Genomic DNA, 17131 nt, shown 5'->3' with positions numbered 1-17131 from the left:
CCGCGTACCCAACCTCTCGGGTCAGTACACCTAGGTCGGCTCCACTCCGGACACTCCGAAACGCTCGATCAGTCGCGAGAATTGGCACAAACCGTTCGCATTCGCGGGTCGAATGCGTGCCCACCGTGCGTTACTCTCAGTGCCGCTGAGATCGGGGGGATCTTCGGTGTTTCCGTCTGTCCAATCTGAACGTGACGATGCGCGAATCGGGGACGCGCGTCAATTCATCACCGAGGTGGAGCGGCTGGCGGCGCAGGTGCCTGGGGGAGGCCCGCCGCCGCGGCTCGACCGGATCACCGGCCCGGACCGCAGCGGCACGGCATTTGCCGTGGTCGATGCGCTCGGCCGGTTCGTCGACATCGGCCTGCACTCGGCCTGGTGGTTGGCGCTGGGCCCGGCCGGGGTGGCCGATGCGCTGCTCGAGGCGCTGGCGACGGCGCGGTTGAAGGCAGCCCTGGTGCCGATGATTCTGCGTCACGCAATGTCACCAATGCTTGCCGTTGAGCAACATACGGTCCGTGACGGCTTTCTCGATGCCGCCGGTGGCCGGATCGCCGAGGCCGGCCGGCTGATCGACGACGCCGGCCCGGAGCCGCCGGCCGTTCGGGTGATCACCGGGACGCGCGGGCTCTTCCACCTGCACCTGCGGGGAAACCGGATCGACCGGGCCGAGGTCACCGGCGTCCCCGACACCGACCTGTTGGTGGCCGACGCGCGCGAGGTATTAGCGTCGGCATATGCAACCGACCATCGTGGTACGCGGTGAGGCGATCCGTGAGGTGACGCCCGAGCTGGCCGTCTTCTCCCTGACGGTGTCCGCCCGCGGCCGGGACAAGGACGCCGTCCTGGCCCATCTCACCGAGCGCGCGGCCGCGTTGCGCGCCGCGCTGGACGGCTACGGCCCAGCGATCGAGCGCCGGGAGACCACCGCGGTGCAGGTCTTTCCCGACTTCAAGAAGGCCGGCGACCGCCCGGTGGCCTGGACCGGCAGCACCGGCACCACGGTGACGGTCGCCGATTTCGCGGCGCTCGGCGAGATGCTGCCCGCGCTGGCCGGTCTCGACCAGGCGTCGCTGGCCGGCCCGTGGTGGCAGATGCGGCCCGGGAGCACGGCCGGTGCCGAGGTGCGCCGGGCCGCGATCGTCGATGCCCTGGACCGCGCCCGGGAGTACGCGGCGGCGGTCGGCAGCCGGATCGACCGCCTGGTGGAGATCTCCGACGAGCTCGCCGGGGGTGGCGGGTTCCAGCCGATCATGGCTCGGTCGGCGATGGCCGCCGACGCGACGTTACCGCTGGATCCACAGGTGCAGACGGTGCAGGCGTCGGTCATCGTCCGGGTAACGATCACCGATCCCGATCTGTCTGGTAAATAAGTAAAATTCGGTTTTGTCCGCATGCATCGGCATGATTCGTAAGACTCGGCTGCATGCCGAAGGGTCGTCGGGACGTCCTGCTGCGGGTGGCGAACGTCAACCCGGAAAGTGTCATCACGCACACCGACCGGGTCCTCTACTCCGCGGTCGGCGTCTTCATCCTGCTGTACTTCGTGTACGCCACGGTGGGTGGCGCCGCGTTCATCGATGCCAGCTCCAACTATCAGCAGCCGTGGTACCGCTGGCTGGTCGGCCCGATGATCGCGGCCGGCGTGGTCGCCTACGACCGGGCCGTCGTCGGCCGGGTCGGCATCAGCTACGACAAGCTGGAATCCACCGATCCGCACGAGTTCCTGCGCAAGCCCACCGCCGGGCTGTACATCGGCCGGCTCGGCCTGGCCCTGCTCTTCGCGGTGCTGATCACCGAGCCGCTGATGCTCGCCCGCTACCAGGGCGAGATCGACGCGCGGCTCAACGAGGTGCACAACCAGCAGCTCACCCGGATCGACACGGACGGCGTGATCGGCACCTGGACGGCCCGGCTCAACCAGCTCAAGCAGGCTCGACGACCAGGCCTCCGTGCTGGACCGGCAGGCCGGGACGCTGCTGGACACCCAGCGCGTGGCCCGCGACGCCCGCGCCGCCGAGCAGGCCGAACTGACCCGGCAGATCAGTGACCAGCGGAAGACCAACAACAAGGCGGTCAAGTCCGACGCCGGTTTCGGGGCCCGCACTGCCGCCATGTGGCACCTGGTGACCAGCGATTTCTGGGGCGTCGGCATCTTCTATCTGGGCATCACGCTGCTGCTGGTGGCGCTGGACTGCACGGCGGTCGGGCTCAAGTTCGTCTCCCGTGGCAACGCGTACGAGCGCAACGAGGCCCGCATCGCGCGGCGCACCGAGCACGAGGCCGCGCTGCTGCACGAGCGGGGCATCCAGGACGCCCGCACCTACGGCGCCGCGATGGCGAAGGTGGTGACCGAGGGCATCGAGGCCGCGGTCCAGGACGAGCAGGTCGCCCGCGAATCGGCCGAGCGGGCCAGCGCGGTCCTCCGGAGGTCGGTAGTGGTGCCCGAGGAGGTGCACCGGCTGACCGCACACGGCGGACGGCACCACCGCCCGCTGCACGGCGAGCTGCTGGTGCCTGATGTGGAGGAGGAGCCGTCGCCCAACGGACGGCACCGCCGGTCGGTCCGCGCGCCGATGATCGTCGACGAGGACGTGCGGGTGCTGCCGGCCGGCAAGAACGGCCGGCACTACCGCCGGGCGTAGCTCAGTCGGCGTCCTCCAGCCGTACGCCGGAAGCCTGGATCGGCACCGTGAAGACCGCGCCGTTGCAGGCTGCGGCCGCATCGCTCCGCATGCTCAGCGCGCCCGGGATGGTGAACGCGCCGATCGTGTTACGCGGCACCTCCCAGGACACCGGGAACCGATTCCCGGTGATCTCCACCCGCGAGTCCCGGCAGCCCGCGTCCCGATGCTCGGCGTCGGCCACGATGTTGCCGGTACCCGGCGTCACCGCCGTGATCCGGATCGGGAAGTCGTAGTCGTTGGTCACCGTCACGGTGAGGTTGCCGTCCTGCCCCCGCGACAACGGCCGGTTGAGGTCGGAGCGAGCACGCAGCGCGAGCTCGATCGCCGTGCCGCTGCTCGCATGCCCGGTCTCGGAGCCGGTGATCTGCCAATACACCCAGGCCGCGCCGGCGTTGACCACGACCGCGGCGGCGGCCGCGGCCGACAGGATCACCCTGGTCCGCCGGTTCAGCCGAGGCCGGCGCTGGTCGCCGGGAAGCCGCACCTCCCAGGTCGGCTCCTCGTGATCGGCCGATTGCAATTCGATGTGGCCCGACGGATCGAGGTCGGCCCGGTCGTCGCCCGATTGCCGAACCGGCGAATCGAGTCGTTTCATGACAACGCCTCAAGAATGAGCGTGGCGGGCCGTCTGCTGAACATTCGCATGCGGACGAGTTCCTCCTCTCCAGACCGGCTGGGACTGGTTGTTCAACGGTCCCCGACGACCCCCGGTCATGTGATCGGGATTCCGTTCGCCGTTGTGCGCGCATACATCGCACAGGTGCGGCTGACCGGCTTAACTCCAATGGGGGATACCCTCCCCGCGCGCGCTGACCAGCACATACGCTTTCCACGATCCCTTCGGCACGCTTTGCGGCGCAACACCGGCCAAGGCCGGTGCAAATCCACGGTGGTCAGGCCGGGGTTGCCGAGTCCCGCTCATTTTCGGTACGGGATGAGCACCGCACCCGAGAGTTCGAATTGTCCCCCTCGTCCATACCTGTGGGAGTGCCCGAAGACGACCACGGCCGCTTGGCCTAATCCGGACGCGCCGAACAGATAGATCGAGCCCCCGGCGCGGGACCCGCCGAGGGCTCGAGCATTTGCGGACCGGATCAAGAATCGGTTGTTTCGGTTTCCTCGGGCGTCGGCTCGACTACCGGTTCGGTGGTCGGCGGCGTGGTTTCGGCCGGCTCTTCGACGGCCGGCGCCGTCTCCGGTGCGGTGGCTGCCGGCTCTTCCGGCGCAGGCTTCTCCGGCGCAGGCTTTTCCGGCGCGGTCGCCGGTGCGCCCGTGTTCGCGGGGTCATCGCCGACCGTCACCGCCGGCGGCGTACCGGTGAACCGGAGTCGCTGACTCCGGCCGCTCTCCGTCCCGGTCCAGCCCCGATACCGCGGTGTGACCGTCCAGTACCACCAGCCGCCCAGCCGCTCGGTGGCGCCGAAGATGACCGTCTCGGTCGTCCCGCCGCTCGCCGCCACCATCCGTGTGACGTCCGACAGCGGCGGTTCGTCGACGCTGTGCGCGGTGACGACGTAGTGATCCATCAGCACGCCGGCCGCGATCTCCTGAGCGCTCCAACTGACGACGGCCCGGCCGTTCTGCCCGGCCACACTCGGGGGCACGCCGCGCGGCATCCTGGCCACCGTCGCGGTCATCATCGCCTCGCCGGGGACGGTCCAGTTGCCACCCGCGTAGGCGAAGGCGGTGCCCCCGACCCCGAGCGCCACCGCGACCACGGCGATGACCAGCTGCTTCGCGCCGCGGCTCATCGGTCCGCCCGGTAACCCACGCCGGAGATGTTGATCGTGAACCAGGCCCCGGCATACTTCTCCGAGGTGCCGGACGGCATCGTGACCGGCAGCGCACCCGCGAGGTCGGTCCGGCCGTGCGCGGCGACCACCACCGGCAGACGCCCGGTGTACGGCCGGACCTGAAGACTGGCCGAGGTCGCCGGGCAGCCGCGCCGGGACGACCGGGTGACCCGACCGCTGAGTTGCTGGACGCGCAACCGGTACCCCGCCGGGTTGTGCACGGTGGCGATCGGACTCCACCACTTCGTCAGCATCGGGTTCCCCTGATCACGATGACCGGGGGTGAGGCCGGCCGCCACACCCCGGTAGAGCTTGATCAGGCGGCCGTCTGCACGGCGGTGAAGGTGAAGTTCGCCTTGACGTGCAGGCCGGCGCAGGACTGCGGCAGGTCCTTGATGGTGACGTCGGTGTCCACCGTCGTGCTCTTCTCGGCCCCGACGGCGGGCTTGCCCGGGAAGACCAGCGGCTCGACCACGTTGACGCCGGTCGCCTTGAGATCGTCCGAGCACTTCTTGTTGGCCTCGACGGTGGCACCCTTGCTGACCTCGAATGCCCCCGGCGTGAGGGCACCGGTGAGCGTGACCGGGAACTCGTTCGGGTTCTCGACCTTCAGCGTGATCTTGGTTTTGCGGCCCGGGTACAGGTTGGCACCGAGCGAAGCCGTGGCGGTGAGCGGCTTGATCTGGGCGGCATCGGCCTCGGCCGTACCCGCCCCGTCCACGTTCCACCCGACGAAGGCCCAGGCGGCGGCACCCCCACCGATGAGTACGGCGGCGATGCCGGCGACGACAGCGGAGCGCTTGCTGTTCTTACCCATGATCTTGTTCCTCCGGGACGATGAGGGAACGCCATTCGACTGGTCCGGCGCTGCGGACCAACATGGTCGAATCGAAATAACTTCGCGATAGGGCGTACGTGCGACCCGGCCAACCTCAAGGGCGCCCGAAATAACCGTTCGGACGATCTAGCGCACTGCTCACCATCGATGCAAATACCCGATCACGGGGCCTCTGCCAGGGAAAACGCCGTTCATCTTGCCCGCCATGCGGCCAGCTCGGGCGGCCGGTCGGCGCGAATTTCACAAATAATTCCGGGCAGCATTCACGACGAAAAAGTCCAAAGTGTTCATCCGCCACTCAGCCGTTCGGCGAGAGATCCGCCTGAAAGATGCATGCAGTCCATGCCTCTGTCGACCGCAGACCTGGATCGAGCCTCCGGCGCGGGACCTCGCCGGAGGCTCGATCTTTCCCGGGTGCCATCAAGGACCGGTCGTCACCGTTTCGGTCGGTGACGGCGTTTCGGCCGGTGACGTGGTCGTCGGCGTCGCCGCGGGAGTCGTTGTCGCTGCTTCGGTCGGAACGGCGGCGGCCGGTGCGGTCGTCGCCGTGGTCTCCGCCGGCCGGTCAGTCTCGGCCGGCGGGGTTGCGGCGCCGTCGGCCGGTTCACCTGTCGTCGTGGTCGGTGCGGTCGTCGACGTGTCGACCGACCGAGCTGCCGCCGCGGTACCGGCCGCCGGGGTGCCGGGGAAGTTCAGGCGCTGGCTCTTGCCGCTCTCCGTCCCCACCCAGAGATGGAGCTTCGGGACGATCGTCCAGTACCACTTGCCGCCGGCCACCTCGGCGGCGCTGAAGGTGACGGTCTCCGTGTCGCCGCTGGTCGCGGCTACCGTGCGGGTGATGTCCGGCAGGGGCGGAACGTCGACACTGTGTGCCGTCACCACGTAGTGGTCCATCTTCGAGCCGGGGCCGATCTCCTGGGCGCTCCAGCTCACGACGGCCTTGCCGCTCTGCTTGGCCGCGCTCGGGGTTACGCCGCGCGGCATCTTCTCCGTGCGGACCCGAACGGTGATCGGCTTACTGGGAATGGTCCAGTTCGCGTAGGCGAACATCGTGCCGGCCACACCCAGCGCGCCGACCGTGCCGGCGACGACGAGGTAGGTGGCTGTCCGCTTCATCGGCCGACCTTCGTGCCGACGGCCTGGAACTCGATGGTGAATCGGGTCTCCGCGCACTTCGGTGTGGTGTTCCGCGGCATGGCCACGACGAGTACCCCCGGCAGTCTGGTGCGGCCGCGAGCCTGAACCCGGACCGGCAGTTTCCCTTCATAACCGGTGACGCGCAGCCCGGATACCGGGCAGCCGCGACGTGTGGTGGCGACGACCCGCCCGGTGAGCCGCTCGATCCGCAACGCGGACCGCTCCGGGTTGACGACGGTCAGTCGGATGCTCCGAACCGCGCCCGGGTAGAGACCCTTGATCGGGGTGCCCTCGACCGAGAAGCGGCTCGGCGCGTGACCGTCGTGGCCGGTCAGCGTCAACTGCGCCGCGTCGAACTCACTCTGCGACGGCGGGCCGACGGTAACCAGGGTCAGACCGATCAGCGCCACGCTGGTGAGGGGCGTTCGCCATTTCACGCTTCGAGCTCCAACAGAGAGTCGGCGGGTGATGGGGGCGAGAGCTCGCCCCCATCAGATCGATCAGGTGTTGTCGATCTCACCCTGGAGGGTGAAGGTGATCTTCAGGGCCTTGTTGGCGCAGGCCACCGCTCCGCCGTCACCCATGCCGACGAAATTGGTGAAGGTCTGCGGCGTCGACCACGAGCCGGGGTTGACGGACAGCGCGCCGGGCCAGGCGGCAAGGTGAATGTCCGCGTTGGTCTCGTTGCAGGTGTTGAGCGCGGCGCTGTTGGCGGTATCGGCGTTGGCATCAGCGGCCGTGTTGTAGGCGTAGACCTTGATCGAGCTGGCGTCGATGGCGGTGGCCTTGACCTTGTACTCGTTGTAGTTGCCGACCGTTACGCTCGCGTTGACCGGGCGTCCCGGCCAGAGATTGCCGAGGGCCGTGACCTGGGCCTGGACCGGCTTGATCTCCGCGCTCTGTGCCGAGGCGTAGCTGCTCGAGCCGTTGAACCAGCCGGAGATGGCGGCGAAGGCGGCGGTGCCACCGAGGACGGCAACGGCCGCGCCGGCAACGACAGCGGTGGAACGCTTGGTCATCTTGCGCATGGGGAACACTCTCCAGGACGGTCAGGTATTGCATTACGGCTTCAGAATTTGTGTGGCCGGGCCGTATCGGCGTTCCGGCGCTGCGATAAAGATGACCGAATCCGAACCGGACGGCGATAGTGCATCCGTGTTTCTGTTCGGAACTCAGCGCTAACCTGAAGTGGCCGTCCGGATTAACTCGAACGAGGCCGTAGGCCTGGAGAATCGGGCCAATTGTTGGCTCCGGCCGGAAAACCGAAGTCGCTCACCTGCGGAAACGTCTCCTAGCAGTCGAACGCCACGCGCTCAAGACATCTAGAGATCGACATCGCGGAAACGAGCCTGCCAACGTGAGTTTCCGATGCGTTTAATCGCGATATCAGCCGGCCGGAAAACGGAGCGTCCACTAACGAGTTAGCCGAATCGGAGGACGACTACTCGGAAATATGCATCCGGGCGATGCCTCTGTCAGGCGGGCAGCACCGCAATGGCCTCGATCTCGACCCGGAATCCCGGGTGCACGAGCCCGCTCACCTGGACCAGGGAGCTGGCCGGCGGCCGCTCCGGGTCGATGAACTCGTCCCGGGCGGCGCGGAACGCCGACAGGTCGGACATGTTGGTGAGGAAGACGGTCAGCTTCACCACGTCGGCCATGGTGGCGCCGCCGTCGGCCAGGACCGCGGCGATGTTGCGGAACACCTGCCGGGTCTGTTCACCGGCGTCGTCCGAGCCGACCAGCCGGCCCGAGGCGTCCAGCGGCACCTGCCCGGAGACCAGCATCAGGGTGCCGGTGACGCTCACGGCGTGGCTGTAACCGTTGGTGGGCGGTGCACCGGCGGGCCGGATGTGGTGCTGCATGGGGGCGAGCGTAGCCGTACTGCCGGGCCATGACCTTGGTCGCCGGTGAGGTGGCATCGACCTACGACGACGTCCGGTGCGGCAGCGCGCTCTGCTGGAACTCGGCGCGCTGCTCGACAGCTTCGGCGGTGAGAGCGGAAGGGCTAGAGCCGGGCCAGTTCCTCGGCCACCATCGTGGCCCGCGCCATCTCGCCGACGGCGCGGCCGGCCCGGGCCGCCACGGTGCCGTTCGGCGTCCAGATGCCGGAGCGCCCGGCCGTCTCGGTGTAGCCGCCGCCGGTCGGCCCGGCGAAGGACGAGAACGCCACCCACACCGAGTGTTCCGTGGTGGTGCGCCGGGCCCGCTCGGCCGCCTCCAGCTCGCCGGCCGGCGAGTCGACCACGCCGGCCACGTACGCGTCGATGCCCAGCGCCGCCGTGTCCGCGACGTGCTCGGCGATGCCGGTGTCCCGGCAGATGCCCAGGCCGAGCCGCCACCCGTCGACCTCGAGGACCTCCGGGCCCGGCCCCGGCCGGAAGCGTTCCTCGCTCGAGTGGGTGTACTGCTTCCGGTAGGCCACCCGGACACCGGCACCGTCGACGGCCAGCGTCGCGATGTATGGGCCCTCGATCGGTGCGCCCACCAGGGCGATTGTGTCGGTGGCGGCGCACGCCTCGACCAGTGGGGTGAGCCGCGGGTCGTCCGGCGACACCAGCGGTGCGTCCAGTTCGTAGCCGGTCAGGGACAGCTCGGGAAAGACCACCACCCGGGCCGCGGCCGCGCGGACGGCGGCGGCATGAATGATCGCGTTGGTGGCGACGTCGAGGGGAACGACTCGCGGTTGAGCGACGGCGATGATCAGGGAGCGCATGGGCCGATCTTTCTTCCGGGGGTGGGGGCTAACTGCGGACTGCTTGGACCAGGAAGCGATGGGCGGCGACAGTGAGCTCGCCGTGCAGGCGGATGAAGGTGTCGAGGCGGTCGAGCGCCTCGGCGTACCGCTGGGGGGTGAAGTCCCTGATCTGCCAGGGCAGGTCGCGCAGTTGCCGGACCACCGCCCCGACGTCGCGGAAGGCGACCGTGGGTCGCTCCTCGCGCACGTCGGTGACCTCCAGCCCGGCCGTCTCCAGGGAGGCGGCGGCCAGGTCGGCGTTCCACGGCCGGAGGTGGGCGGGCGGTGCGCCGAGCGCGGAGTTGAGGCCGGCCAGGTCGTCGCTGCCCACCTGCTGGCTGAGCAGCCGGCCGCCGGGGCGCAGCAGTCGGAAGATGTCGGCGGCGGGCAGCCGCCCGTGCCGGCTGAGGACGACGTCGAACTCGTCCTCGCCGCCGGGTAGTTCGGTGCGGACGGAGACGCCGTAGGGGGACAGCCGGTCGCGGGCGACCGGAGTGTTGCGGGCCCAGCTCTCCACGGCGACAGTGTGCGCCGGAAGTGGTGCCAACTCGGCCAGCAACTCGCCGCTGCCGGTGTCGAGATCGAGTAACGCGTCGGTGCGGCGCAGCAGAGCCCGGGCGAGATCGGGGTATGACCAGGACGGGCCGCCGGCCCGCCCGTCCAGCCAGGCGAACTCCCAGCCGGTGGCGCGCTCGCCGAGGGCGGCGGCGGTCATGGTGGAGTCGGCTGGGTCGCCGAACTGCTGGCCGCTGCGCACCTGACGAAGGTAGCCAGCCGACCTGTGTGCTGGACACCGTTGTGACGTGACTCAAGCTCGAAACATGATTACGGTATGGCAACCACGATCCGAGCGACGAGCCGTGGCCATCCGCTGCCCATGCCGATGAGCGCCTCGGAACCGGGCTCGAAGCCGTCGTGGGTGAGGAAAAGCCTGGTCCCGCTGCCTTCCGGGACGAGCCGCCAGGTGATCGTGGTGTCCAGGACGCCCTCGGCGAACGTGTGACGGAGAAGTGTCTCCTCCTCGACCTCGAGGACCTCGCAGACCTGGTTGCCCCAGTTACCCATGTCGAGGGTGAATCGGTGGCCGACGACCGGTTTGATGTCCCCGGCGACCCACCACTTGGCCAGCAGCTCGGGTTCGGTGAGCGCCCGCCACACGGCGGCCGGCGGCCGGGCGATGAACTGGTCGCACTCGATGCTGCTCATAGGTCGTCTCCTTCGACAAGGTCGCGCAGGGCGGTGAGGTGCTGCCGCCAGTACCGCTCGAACGGGTCCAGCCAGTCCCGCACCTCGGCCAGCGGCGACGCGGCCAGGTGGTAATAGCGGTGCCGGCCGCGCGGCTCCTCGGTCACCAGCCCCGTCTGCCGCAGCACGGCGAGGTGTTCGGAGACCGAGGGGCGGCTCAGCGCGAACCTCCCCGCGAGCTCGCCCGCGGGGAGGGGCCCGTCGCGCAGCGCTTCGAGCAGTTGGCGGCGCACCGGGTTGGCCAGCGCGCCGAAGACGTCCATGTCCGGCACGCCCTCGATAATGCGTCGGAAATCTCCGACACGTCAAGGGCTAGTTGCGGACCGGCATCAGGATCGAGAAGCGGGAGTCGTCGCCCGGCAGGCGCAGGGCGAGGGGGTGGATCGGGCCGTCCAGCTCCAGCACGAGCTGGCCCGGGCCGCCGGCGTCGAGCGCCTCCAGGAAGAACTCCCGGTTTACCGCGACATGCCGCTCCGCGGCCTGCACCCACTCGCTCTCGGCCGCCACGCGCACGCTTCCGGCCTGGTCAAGGCCGAGAATCGCGACATCGTACGAGAACCCCTCGTGCTCCCGCCGCGCCACCGGTGCCGCCGCGACCATCTCGCGCAGTGAAGTGGCGTCGACCGTGACACGACTGGACGGCTTGGCCCGCTCGACGAGAACCCGGCGGAAATCGGGGAAGTCCACCGGTAGCGGCTTGCCGTCGACCACCCGGCCGCCGACCTCGGCCCGGATCGCCTCGGGCGCCAGGTCGAGAACCGCCGGGCCGGTCGCCGGCGTGAGCAACTCGTCGACGAAGGCCACCGGCAACGTCAACCGGGCCGGCGGTCCCTCGACGTCGACCGGCACGGTGGCGAGGGCCATCCGGAACCGGTCGGTCGCCACCAGGGTCAACTCGCCGGCGCCGGTCTCGAAGAGCACACCGGGCAGCAGGCCGGCCGGGTCGGCGGCGGCGAAACGGACAGCGTTCAGGCTCGCGGCGAGCGCGGCCGCGGGCAGGGTGATCCGGGTCATCAGCTTTTCCTCCAGGTCGAGCAGGGCATGGATGCGAAGGAGCTCACGCTTGGCATCGACCAGGCCGTCCTCGAGCCGCTGCCGATGGTGATCGAGCCGGCGGCGCACCGCCTCGGGATCACCCAGATCGCGCACCGCCTGCGCGATCTCCGGGACCGGCAGGCCCACCCGGCGCAGCCCGGCGATCAGCCGCGCCGCCCGGACCTGGTCGTCGGCATATCGCCGATAGCCGGTCGCCGGGTCGACCTCGGCCGGCACCAGTACCCCGGCTCCGTCGTAGAACCGCAGCGCGCTCACCGAAAGGCCACTGGCCCGAGCCACCTCGCCGATGCCGCGCATCCGAACTCCTCGCACCCCGCAGACTGTGGTGTCTCGACCTGCTGGAGGGTCAAGAGCCGATCACAAGACTTGCCGCGACCCCGAGCATGACCAGCGAGATTACGCCGTCGAGCACGCGCCAGGCGGCCGGGCGAGCCAGCATCGGGCCGAGGCGGTGCGCCCCCGCGCCGAGCGCGGTGAACCACACCAGGCTGGCCAGAGCGGCGCCGATGCCGAAGGTCCAGCGGTGCGGGTGCTGCTGCGCGACCGAGCCGAGCAGCAGCACGGTGTCGAGGTAGACGTGCGGATTGAGGTAGGTGAGGGCCAGGCAGGTGAGCACGGTCGCGCCGAGCGTCGCCGGCGCCCGCTCGGCCGGAGCCAGCCGGGAGGGGCGCATCGCGCGGCGGGCGGCCAGGACGGCGTAGGCGGTGAGGAAGGCGGCGCCGATCCACCGGATGACGGTCACCGCGTCGGGCCGGGCGGTGACGACCGCGCCCAGCCCGCCGATGCCGGCCAGGATCAGGAACAGGTCGGAGAAGGCGCAGACGGCCACCACCGCCAGCACGTGTTCGCGACGCAGGCCCTGTCTCAGGACGAAGGCGTTCTGCGCGCCGATCGCGATGATCAGGACGGCGGAGGCGGCGAAACCGGCGAGGGCGGAGGTGAGCACGCCTTCGACGCTAGGGCGTGCGGACGGCGTACTCCAGCTAAAGATTTTGACGTTGGATTAGATTTTCTTACGTGGATCAGGTGCAGTTGGCGACTTTCCAGGCAGTGGTCGAGACCGGTAGCTTCGAGGCGGCGGCTCACCAGCTGCACGTCACCCCCTCGGCCGTGAGTCAGCGGATCAAGGCCTTGGAGAGTGCGGTCGGGCAGGTGCTGGTCCGGCGGGCGAAACCGTGCGTCGCGACGACCGCGGGCGAGGCATTGGTCCGCCTCGCCGGCCAGATCGCCCTGCTGGAGCGGGAGGCGCTGGCCCAGGCGCGCGACGGCACCCGGGTCTCGATCGTGGTCAACGCCGACTCGCTCTACCTGTGGTTCCTGCCGGCCCTGGCCGCCGTGCCCGGTCCGATGTATGAGCTGCACACCGATGATCAGGACTACACCGCCGACCTGCTGCGATCGGGCACCGCGATGGCCGCGGTGACCGCCGAGCACGCGCCGGTGCGGGGCTGCCGGATCGAGCCACTGGGCTCGATGCGGTACCTGGCGGTGGGGCCGTCAACCGACCTGTCGGCGATGTCGATGGTCGTCTACAACCGCAAGGACCGCCTGCAGCATCGCTTCCTGGCCTCGATCCGCCGCAAGATCGAGCCGCCGATCCATTACGTGCCGGCCGCCGCGGCCTTCGTCGACGCGATCCGCTACGGCCTCGGCTGGGGCATGGTGCCGGAGCCGATCGCCCGTAAGGACATCGCCCAGGGCCACTATGTCGAGATATTTCCGGGCAAGTATCTCGACGTCCCGCTCTACTGGCAGTACTGGAAGATCGATTCGACGGTGCTCAACGACCTGACCGCGGCGGTCCGGGCGGCCGCCACGGAGCACCTCAGTCGTTAGCGTGCAGGGCGGCGTTCAGCTCGATGCCGGTGCCCTTGCGCGGCCGGACCTCGAATGCCCCGGTCACCGAGTTCTGCCAGAAGAGCAGGTTGTTCTGCCCGGAGAGCTCGCGTGCCTTGACCACCCGGCCGTCCGGCAGGGTCACCTTCGTGCCGGCGGTGATGTAGATGCCCGCCGCCACCACGCAGTCGTCGCCGAGCGAGATGCCGATGCCGGCGTTCGCCCCGATCAGGCTGCGCTCGCCGATGCTGACGCGATCCTTACCGCCGCCGGAAAGCGTGCCCATGATGGACGAGCCGCCACCGATGTCGGAGCCGTCGCCGACCACCACGCCCTGCACGATGCGGCCCTCGACCATCGAGGTGCCCAGCGTGCCGGCGTTGAAGTTGACGAAGCCCTCGTGCATGACCGTGGTGCCGGTGGCCAGGTGGGCGCCGAGCCGCACCCGGTCGGCGTCGGCGATCCGCACCCCGGCCGGCACGACGTAGTCGGTCATCCGGGGGAACTTGTCGACGCCGTAGACGGCCAGGTGCCGGCCGGCCGCGCGCTCGATCAGGCGCAGCTCGTCGACCCGGTCGGCCGGGCACGGTCCGGCCGAGGTCCAGGCCACGTTGGCCAGCGCGCCGAAGATGCCGTCCAGGTTGATCGCGTTGGGCACGACCAGCCGGTGGGAGAGCAGGTGGAGGCGAAGGTAGGCATCCGAGGCGTCCTTGATCGGGTCGGTCAGCGAGCCGATCGTGACGCGTACCTCGATCGTGGCCAGGCCCGGCAGCGAGCGCGGGCCGGTCAGCCCGGCCGGCAGGACCGGCAGCTCGGCCGGCTCTGCGCCGAGACCCAGGAAGCCTTCCGGGAACCAGGTGTCGAGCACCAGGTTTTCGGCCGTGACGGTGGCGAGGCCGATGCCCCACGCGGGCGAGGTCGAGATCGGGGTGTCCACGAGGGGAACCCTACTGGTAACTGGTGAAGGCCATTCACCCTGGCCCGGTATGGTGCGCCGTATGGCCAACCCGCTTACCCCGGACGTATTGGTCGACCCGGTGGAGCTCACCCGCGCCCTGGTCGACGTCCAGTCCGTCTCCCGCAACGAGAAGGTGCTCGCCGACCATGTCGAGGAGGTCCTCCGGGAGTCCCCGCATCTGAGTGTGGACCGCCTCGGCAACACGGTGATGGCCCGCACGGATCTGGGCCGGGAACAACGGGTGGTGCTGGCCGGGCACTTGGACACGGTGCCGATCAACAACAACTTTCCATCGACAGTGGTCGATGACCTCATCTATGGATGCGGCACCTCCGACATGAAGTCCGGGGTCGCCCTGGCCCTGCACCTGGCCGCCACCCTGCCCGAGCCCGGCTACGACATCACCTACCTCTTCTACGAGGCCGAGGAGATCGAGTCGAAGTACAACGGGCTCGCGCTGGTCGCGGAGTCCCGTCCGGAGTGGCTGAACGCCGACTTCGCGGTGCTGCTCGAGCCGACCTACGGCGTGGTCGAGGCCGGCTGCCAGGGCACGCTGCGGGTGCAGGTGCGCACCACCGGCCGGCGGGCCCATACGGCCCGCGCCTGGCGCGGGATCAACGCGATCCATGCGGCCGGCGAGGTGCTGCAGCGCCTCACGGATTACCGTCCCCGCACGGTCACCATCGATGGCTGTACGTATCGGGAAGGCCTGAACGCGGTTCGCATCTCGGGTGGGGTGGCCGGCAACGTCGTGCCGGACGAGTGCGTCGTCGAGGTCAACATGCGGTTCGCGCCGGACCGCACCGAGAAGCAGGCGCTCGAGCACGTGCACGAGGTCTTCGAGGGTTTCGAGCTGGAGCTGACCGACTCGGCGCCCGGTGCGCTGCCCGGTCTCACCGCCGCGCCGGCCCGGGAGTTCCTGGCCGCGGTCGGTGCCGAGCCGGCGGCCAAGCTGGGCTGGACCGACGTGGCCCGGTTCGCGGCGCTCGGCATCCCCGCCCTCAACTACGGGCCGGGTGACCCGCTGCTGGCGCACGCCCCGGACGAGCACGTCGAGATCGGCAAGATCCGGGACGGCGCCGCGACCCTGCACCGCTGGCTGGCCGCCGATTCTTCAGACTGATCAGATCGCCGTCACCGGCACGCGGCCGATCGCCCGCAGTGCCTGTGGCGGAATCTCGATCGTGCGTTCCGGATCGCTGATCTGGGCCGCACGAGCCATACGGCGCTCCTCGACCACGAGTTGGATGCGCCGCTGCATGCGACGCTGCGCCTTCAACTGCTCGTACCGGTTCGTCACGGTGGCTCCCGTCGCCCCGTCGATTTGGTAACTGTACAGACGCTGCGGAGCTACCGTCCGTTGCTTCAATCTGGCAAAAAGGCTGGACGGTCGCAATCCTCTTACCGAAACCCAACCGGTTATTCACCAGTTACTGACCGTCCGCACTACCTTGGTGGCATGACGGACAGCACCAACGGGCGACGGCGGGCGGAGCCGGAGCGTCATCGAGGAGCGGTCACACTGCGCCGCGAATCCATCCCGCCGAGCACCGCCGACGAAAAGTTGCTCGACTCCCATCACCGGCGTGAGTGGAAGACCAAGGACGCCTGGCGGGCGCTGCGCATCCTGTCCGAGTTCGTCGAGGGCTTCGACACCCTGGCCGACCTGCCGCCGGCCGTCAGCGTCTTCGGCTCGGCCCGCAGCACACCGGACAGCCCCGAGTGCGAGCTCGCCGCCGACCTCGGCGCGGCCCTCGCCGAAGCGGGCTACGCGGTGATCACCGGCGGCGGACCCGGCGTGATGGAGGCGGCCAACCGCGGCGCGACCGAGGCCGGCGGCATGTCCGTGGGCCTCGGCATCGAGCTGCCGTTCGAGCAGGGCCTCAACGACTGGGTGGACGTCGGCATCGACTTCCGCTACTTCTTCGTCCGCAAGACCATGTTCGTCAAGTACGCGCAGGCGTTCGTCGTGCTGCCCGGCGGGTTCGGCACCCTCGACGAGCTGTTCGAGGCGATCACCCTGGTGCAGACCAAGAAGGTCACCCGCTTCCCGGTGATCCTGATGGGCGTCGACTACTGGGCCGGCCTGCTCGACTGGATCAAGACCACGCTGCTCAAGGACGGCAAGGTCAGCGAGGCCGACCTGGAACTCCTGCAGGTGACCGACGACGTGGACGAGGCCGTCCAGATCATCGTGGACGCCGACGCGGCCCTCGCCGAGTCCGGGAAGCGGTGACGTGGCCGCGATCTGCGTCTTCTGCGCCTCCTCCAGCACCCTCGAACCGAAGTGGCTCGACCTGGCCACCCGTACCGGAAATGAATTGGCCTCGCGCGGACACAGCCTGGTCTCCGGCGGCGGGTGCGTCGGCATGATGGGCGCCGTCGCCGACGGCGCCCGCGCCGGCGGGGCACACACCCTCGGTGTCATCCCGCAGTCCCTGGTCGACCTCGAGGTGGCCGACCTCAACTCGGACGAGCTGATCGTCACGGCCGACATGGGCATCCGGAAGAACATCATGATCGAGCGCTCGGACGCGTTCATCACGCTGCCCGGCGGCCTCGGCACCCTCGACGAGCTCTTCGAGGTGTGGACCACCGCCACCCTCGACCTGCACACCAAGCCGATCGTGCTGCTCGATCCGGACGGCTTCTACGACGGGCTGCTGGCCTGGCTCGACCAGCTCGCCGACACCGCCTTCGTGCGCACCGCGGCGCTCGGCCAGATCGTCGTCGCGAAGTCGATCGGCGCTGCGCTCGACGAGATCGAGGACCGTCTCGGCGGGGCATCGCCGTAGCTCAATCTCCGCTAGGTTACCCAGTGCTGGGGATCGATCACTGATCGCT

At 69.4% G+C, this 17131-nt stretch carries 22 protein-coding genes and 1 pseudogene; 7 read left to right on the top strand and 16 right to left on the bottom strand.

The window, feature by feature from the left end; genetic code table 11:
- Nucleotides 1–166 precede the first annotated feature (166 nt).
- From Ato02nite_RS15145 to Ato02nite_RS15135, 3 genes and pseudogenes are all read left to right on the top strand, one after another.
- The gene (locus tag Ato02nite_RS15145) at nucleotides 167–766 is read left to right on the top strand and encodes a hypothetical protein (protein ID WP_213007150.1); all 600 of its coding nucleotides are present in this window, start codon (nucleotides 167–169) and stop codon (nucleotides 764–766) included.
- Complete coding sequence (locus tag Ato02nite_RS15140) at nucleotides 738–1373, top strand: SIMPL domain-containing protein (RefSeq protein WP_213007149.1); 636 nt, start codon at nucleotides 738–740, stop codon at nucleotides 1371–1373. The genes Ato02nite_RS15145 and Ato02nite_RS15140 overlap by 29 nt, the downstream gene beginning before the upstream one ends.
- A 53-nt stretch (nucleotides 1374–1426) precedes the next feature.
- A pseudogene (locus Ato02nite_RS15135) lies at nucleotides 1427–2645 on the top strand (DUF4407 domain-containing protein).
- 1 nt (nucleotide 2646) lies between these two features.
- On the opposite strand, the gene Ato02nite_RS15130 reads toward Ato02nite_RS15135, so the two are convergent.
- From Ato02nite_RS15130 to Ato02nite_RS15065, 14 genes are all read right to left on the bottom strand, one after another.
- Nucleotides 2647–3282 carry a hypothetical protein gene (locus Ato02nite_RS15130; protein ID WP_213007148.1) on the bottom strand — a complete coding sequence of 212 codons (636 nt, stop codon included), beginning with the start codon at nucleotides 3280–3282 and terminating at the stop codon, nucleotides 2647–2649.
- 499 nt (nucleotides 3283–3781) lie between these two features.
- On the bottom strand, nucleotides 3782–4438 hold the full coding sequence (locus Ato02nite_RS15125) for a hypothetical protein (RefSeq protein WP_213007147.1): 657 nt from the start codon (nucleotides 4436–4438) through the stop codon (nucleotides 3782–3784).
- Nucleotides 4435–4734, bottom strand: a complete 300-nt coding sequence (locus tag Ato02nite_RS15120; protein WP_213007146.1) for a hypothetical protein — start codon at nucleotides 4732–4734, stop codon at nucleotides 4435–4437. The genes Ato02nite_RS15125 and Ato02nite_RS15120 overlap by 4 nt, the downstream gene beginning before the upstream one ends.
- 62 nt (nucleotides 4735–4796) lie before the next feature.
- A complete protein-coding gene (locus Ato02nite_RS15115; RefSeq protein WP_213007145.1) occupies nucleotides 4797–5297 on the bottom strand; it encodes a hypothetical protein in 501 nt (166 codons plus the stop codon).
- A gap of 441 nt (nucleotides 5298–5738) precedes the next feature.
- Nucleotides 5739–6434 carry a hypothetical protein gene (locus tag Ato02nite_RS15110; protein WP_213007144.1) on the bottom strand — a complete coding sequence of 232 codons (696 nt, stop codon included), beginning with the start codon at nucleotides 6432–6434 and terminating at the stop codon, nucleotides 5739–5741.
- Nucleotides 6431–6892, bottom strand: a complete 462-nt coding sequence (locus Ato02nite_RS15105; RefSeq protein ID WP_213007143.1) for a hypothetical protein — start codon at nucleotides 6890–6892, stop codon at nucleotides 6431–6433. Before Ato02nite_RS15105 ends, Ato02nite_RS15110 begins: the two co-directional genes overlap by 4 nt.
- A gap of 63 nt (nucleotides 6893–6955) precedes the next feature.
- Entirely contained in the window at nucleotides 6956–7483 is a 528-nt protein-coding gene (locus Ato02nite_RS15100) for a hypothetical protein (RefSeq protein ID WP_213007142.1), read from the bottom strand.
- 447 nt (nucleotides 7484–7930) lie between these two features.
- Nucleotides 7931–8320, bottom strand: coding sequence for a RidA family protein (locus Ato02nite_RS15095; protein WP_213007141.1), 390 nt, complete (start codon nucleotides 8318–8320; stop codon nucleotides 7931–7933).
- A gap of 143 nt (nucleotides 8321–8463) precedes the next feature.
- Nucleotides 8464–9171, bottom strand: a complete 708-nt coding sequence (locus Ato02nite_RS15090; RefSeq protein ID WP_213007140.1) for a carbon-nitrogen hydrolase family protein — start codon at nucleotides 9169–9171, stop codon at nucleotides 8464–8466.
- A 28-nt stretch (nucleotides 9172–9199) separates the two neighbouring features.
- Nucleotides 9200–9949 (bottom strand): class I SAM-dependent methyltransferase, encoded by a 750-nt coding sequence (locus Ato02nite_RS15085; RefSeq protein ID WP_246606996.1) that lies wholly within the window; start codon nucleotides 9947–9949, stop codon nucleotides 9200–9202.
- Between the two features lie 68 nt (nucleotides 9950–10017).
- A complete protein-coding gene (locus tag Ato02nite_RS15080; RefSeq protein WP_213007139.1) occupies nucleotides 10018–10398 on the bottom strand; it encodes an SRPBCC family protein in 381 nt (126 codons plus the stop codon).
- A complete protein-coding gene (locus tag Ato02nite_RS15075) occupies nucleotides 10395–10700 on the bottom strand; it encodes a metalloregulator ArsR/SmtB family transcription factor (protein ID WP_246607002.1) in 306 nt (101 codons plus the stop codon). The genes Ato02nite_RS15080 and Ato02nite_RS15075 overlap by 4 nt, the downstream gene beginning before the upstream one ends.
- Before the next feature lie 49 nt (nucleotides 10701–10749).
- Nucleotides 10750–11790 carry a DNA polymerase III subunit beta family protein gene (locus tag Ato02nite_RS15070; protein WP_213007137.1) on the bottom strand — a complete coding sequence of 347 codons (1041 nt, stop codon included), beginning with the start codon at nucleotides 11788–11790 and terminating at the stop codon, nucleotides 10750–10752.
- 49 nt (nucleotides 11791–11839) lie between these two features.
- Nucleotides 11840–12439: a LysE/ArgO family amino acid transporter gene (locus Ato02nite_RS15065; protein WP_213007136.1), complete on the bottom strand. Its 600-nt coding sequence runs from the start codon at nucleotides 12437–12439 to the stop codon at nucleotides 11840–11842.
- Nucleotides 12440–12510: 71 nt separating this feature from the next.
- Here Ato02nite_RS15065 and Ato02nite_RS15060 point away from each other — a divergent pair, with 71 nt between their 5' ends.
- Nucleotides 12511–13329 carry a LysR family transcriptional regulator ArgP gene (locus Ato02nite_RS15060; protein ID WP_213007135.1) on the top strand — a complete coding sequence of 273 codons (819 nt, stop codon included), beginning with the start codon at nucleotides 12511–12513 and terminating at the stop codon, nucleotides 13327–13329.
- Here Ato02nite_RS15060 and dapD read toward each other — a convergent pair.
- Nucleotides 13319–14266: a 2,3,4,5-tetrahydropyridine-2,6-dicarboxylate N-succinyltransferase gene (gene dapD / locus Ato02nite_RS15055; RefSeq protein ID WP_213007134.1), complete on the bottom strand. Its 948-nt coding sequence runs from the start codon at nucleotides 14264–14266 to the stop codon at nucleotides 13319–13321. The two genes, Ato02nite_RS15060 and dapD, sit on opposite strands and share 11 nt — an antisense overlap.
- A gap of 61 nt (nucleotides 14267–14327) precedes the next feature.
- Between dapD and dapE the strand changes: the two genes are divergently transcribed.
- Nucleotides 14328–15410, top strand: a complete 1083-nt coding sequence (dapE, locus tag Ato02nite_RS15050) for a succinyl-diaminopimelate desuccinylase (protein ID WP_213007133.1) — start codon at nucleotides 14328–14330, stop codon at nucleotides 15408–15410.
- On the opposite strand, the gene Ato02nite_RS15045 is transcribed toward dapE, so the two are convergent.
- Complete coding sequence (locus Ato02nite_RS15045) at nucleotides 15411–15587, bottom strand: hypothetical protein (RefSeq protein WP_213007152.1); 177 nt, start codon at nucleotides 15585–15587, stop codon at nucleotides 15411–15413.
- A 159-nt stretch (nucleotides 15588–15746) separates the two neighbouring features.
- Here Ato02nite_RS15045 and Ato02nite_RS15040 point away from each other — a divergent pair, with 159 nt between their 5' ends.
- Together Ato02nite_RS15040 and Ato02nite_RS15035 are read left to right on the top strand one after the other, a co-directional pair.
- Complete coding sequence (locus tag Ato02nite_RS15040; RefSeq protein WP_213007132.1) at nucleotides 15747–16523, top strand: LOG family protein; 777 nt, start codon at nucleotides 15747–15749, stop codon at nucleotides 16521–16523.
- Nucleotide 16524: 1 nt separating this feature from the next.
- Nucleotides 16525–17082, top strand: coding sequence for an LOG family protein (locus Ato02nite_RS15035; RefSeq protein WP_213007131.1), 558 nt, complete (start codon nucleotides 16525–16527; stop codon nucleotides 17080–17082).
- Nucleotides 17083–17131: the final 49 nt, after the last annotated feature.

It is taken from the genome of Paractinoplanes toevensis, assembly GCF_018332695.1.
In the GTDB taxonomy this organism is placed as follows: Bacteria; Actinomycetota; Actinomycetes; order Mycobacteriales; family Micromonosporaceae; genus Actinoplanes; species Actinoplanes toevensis.
This window is presented reverse-complemented; position numbering and strand designations above follow the sequence as displayed.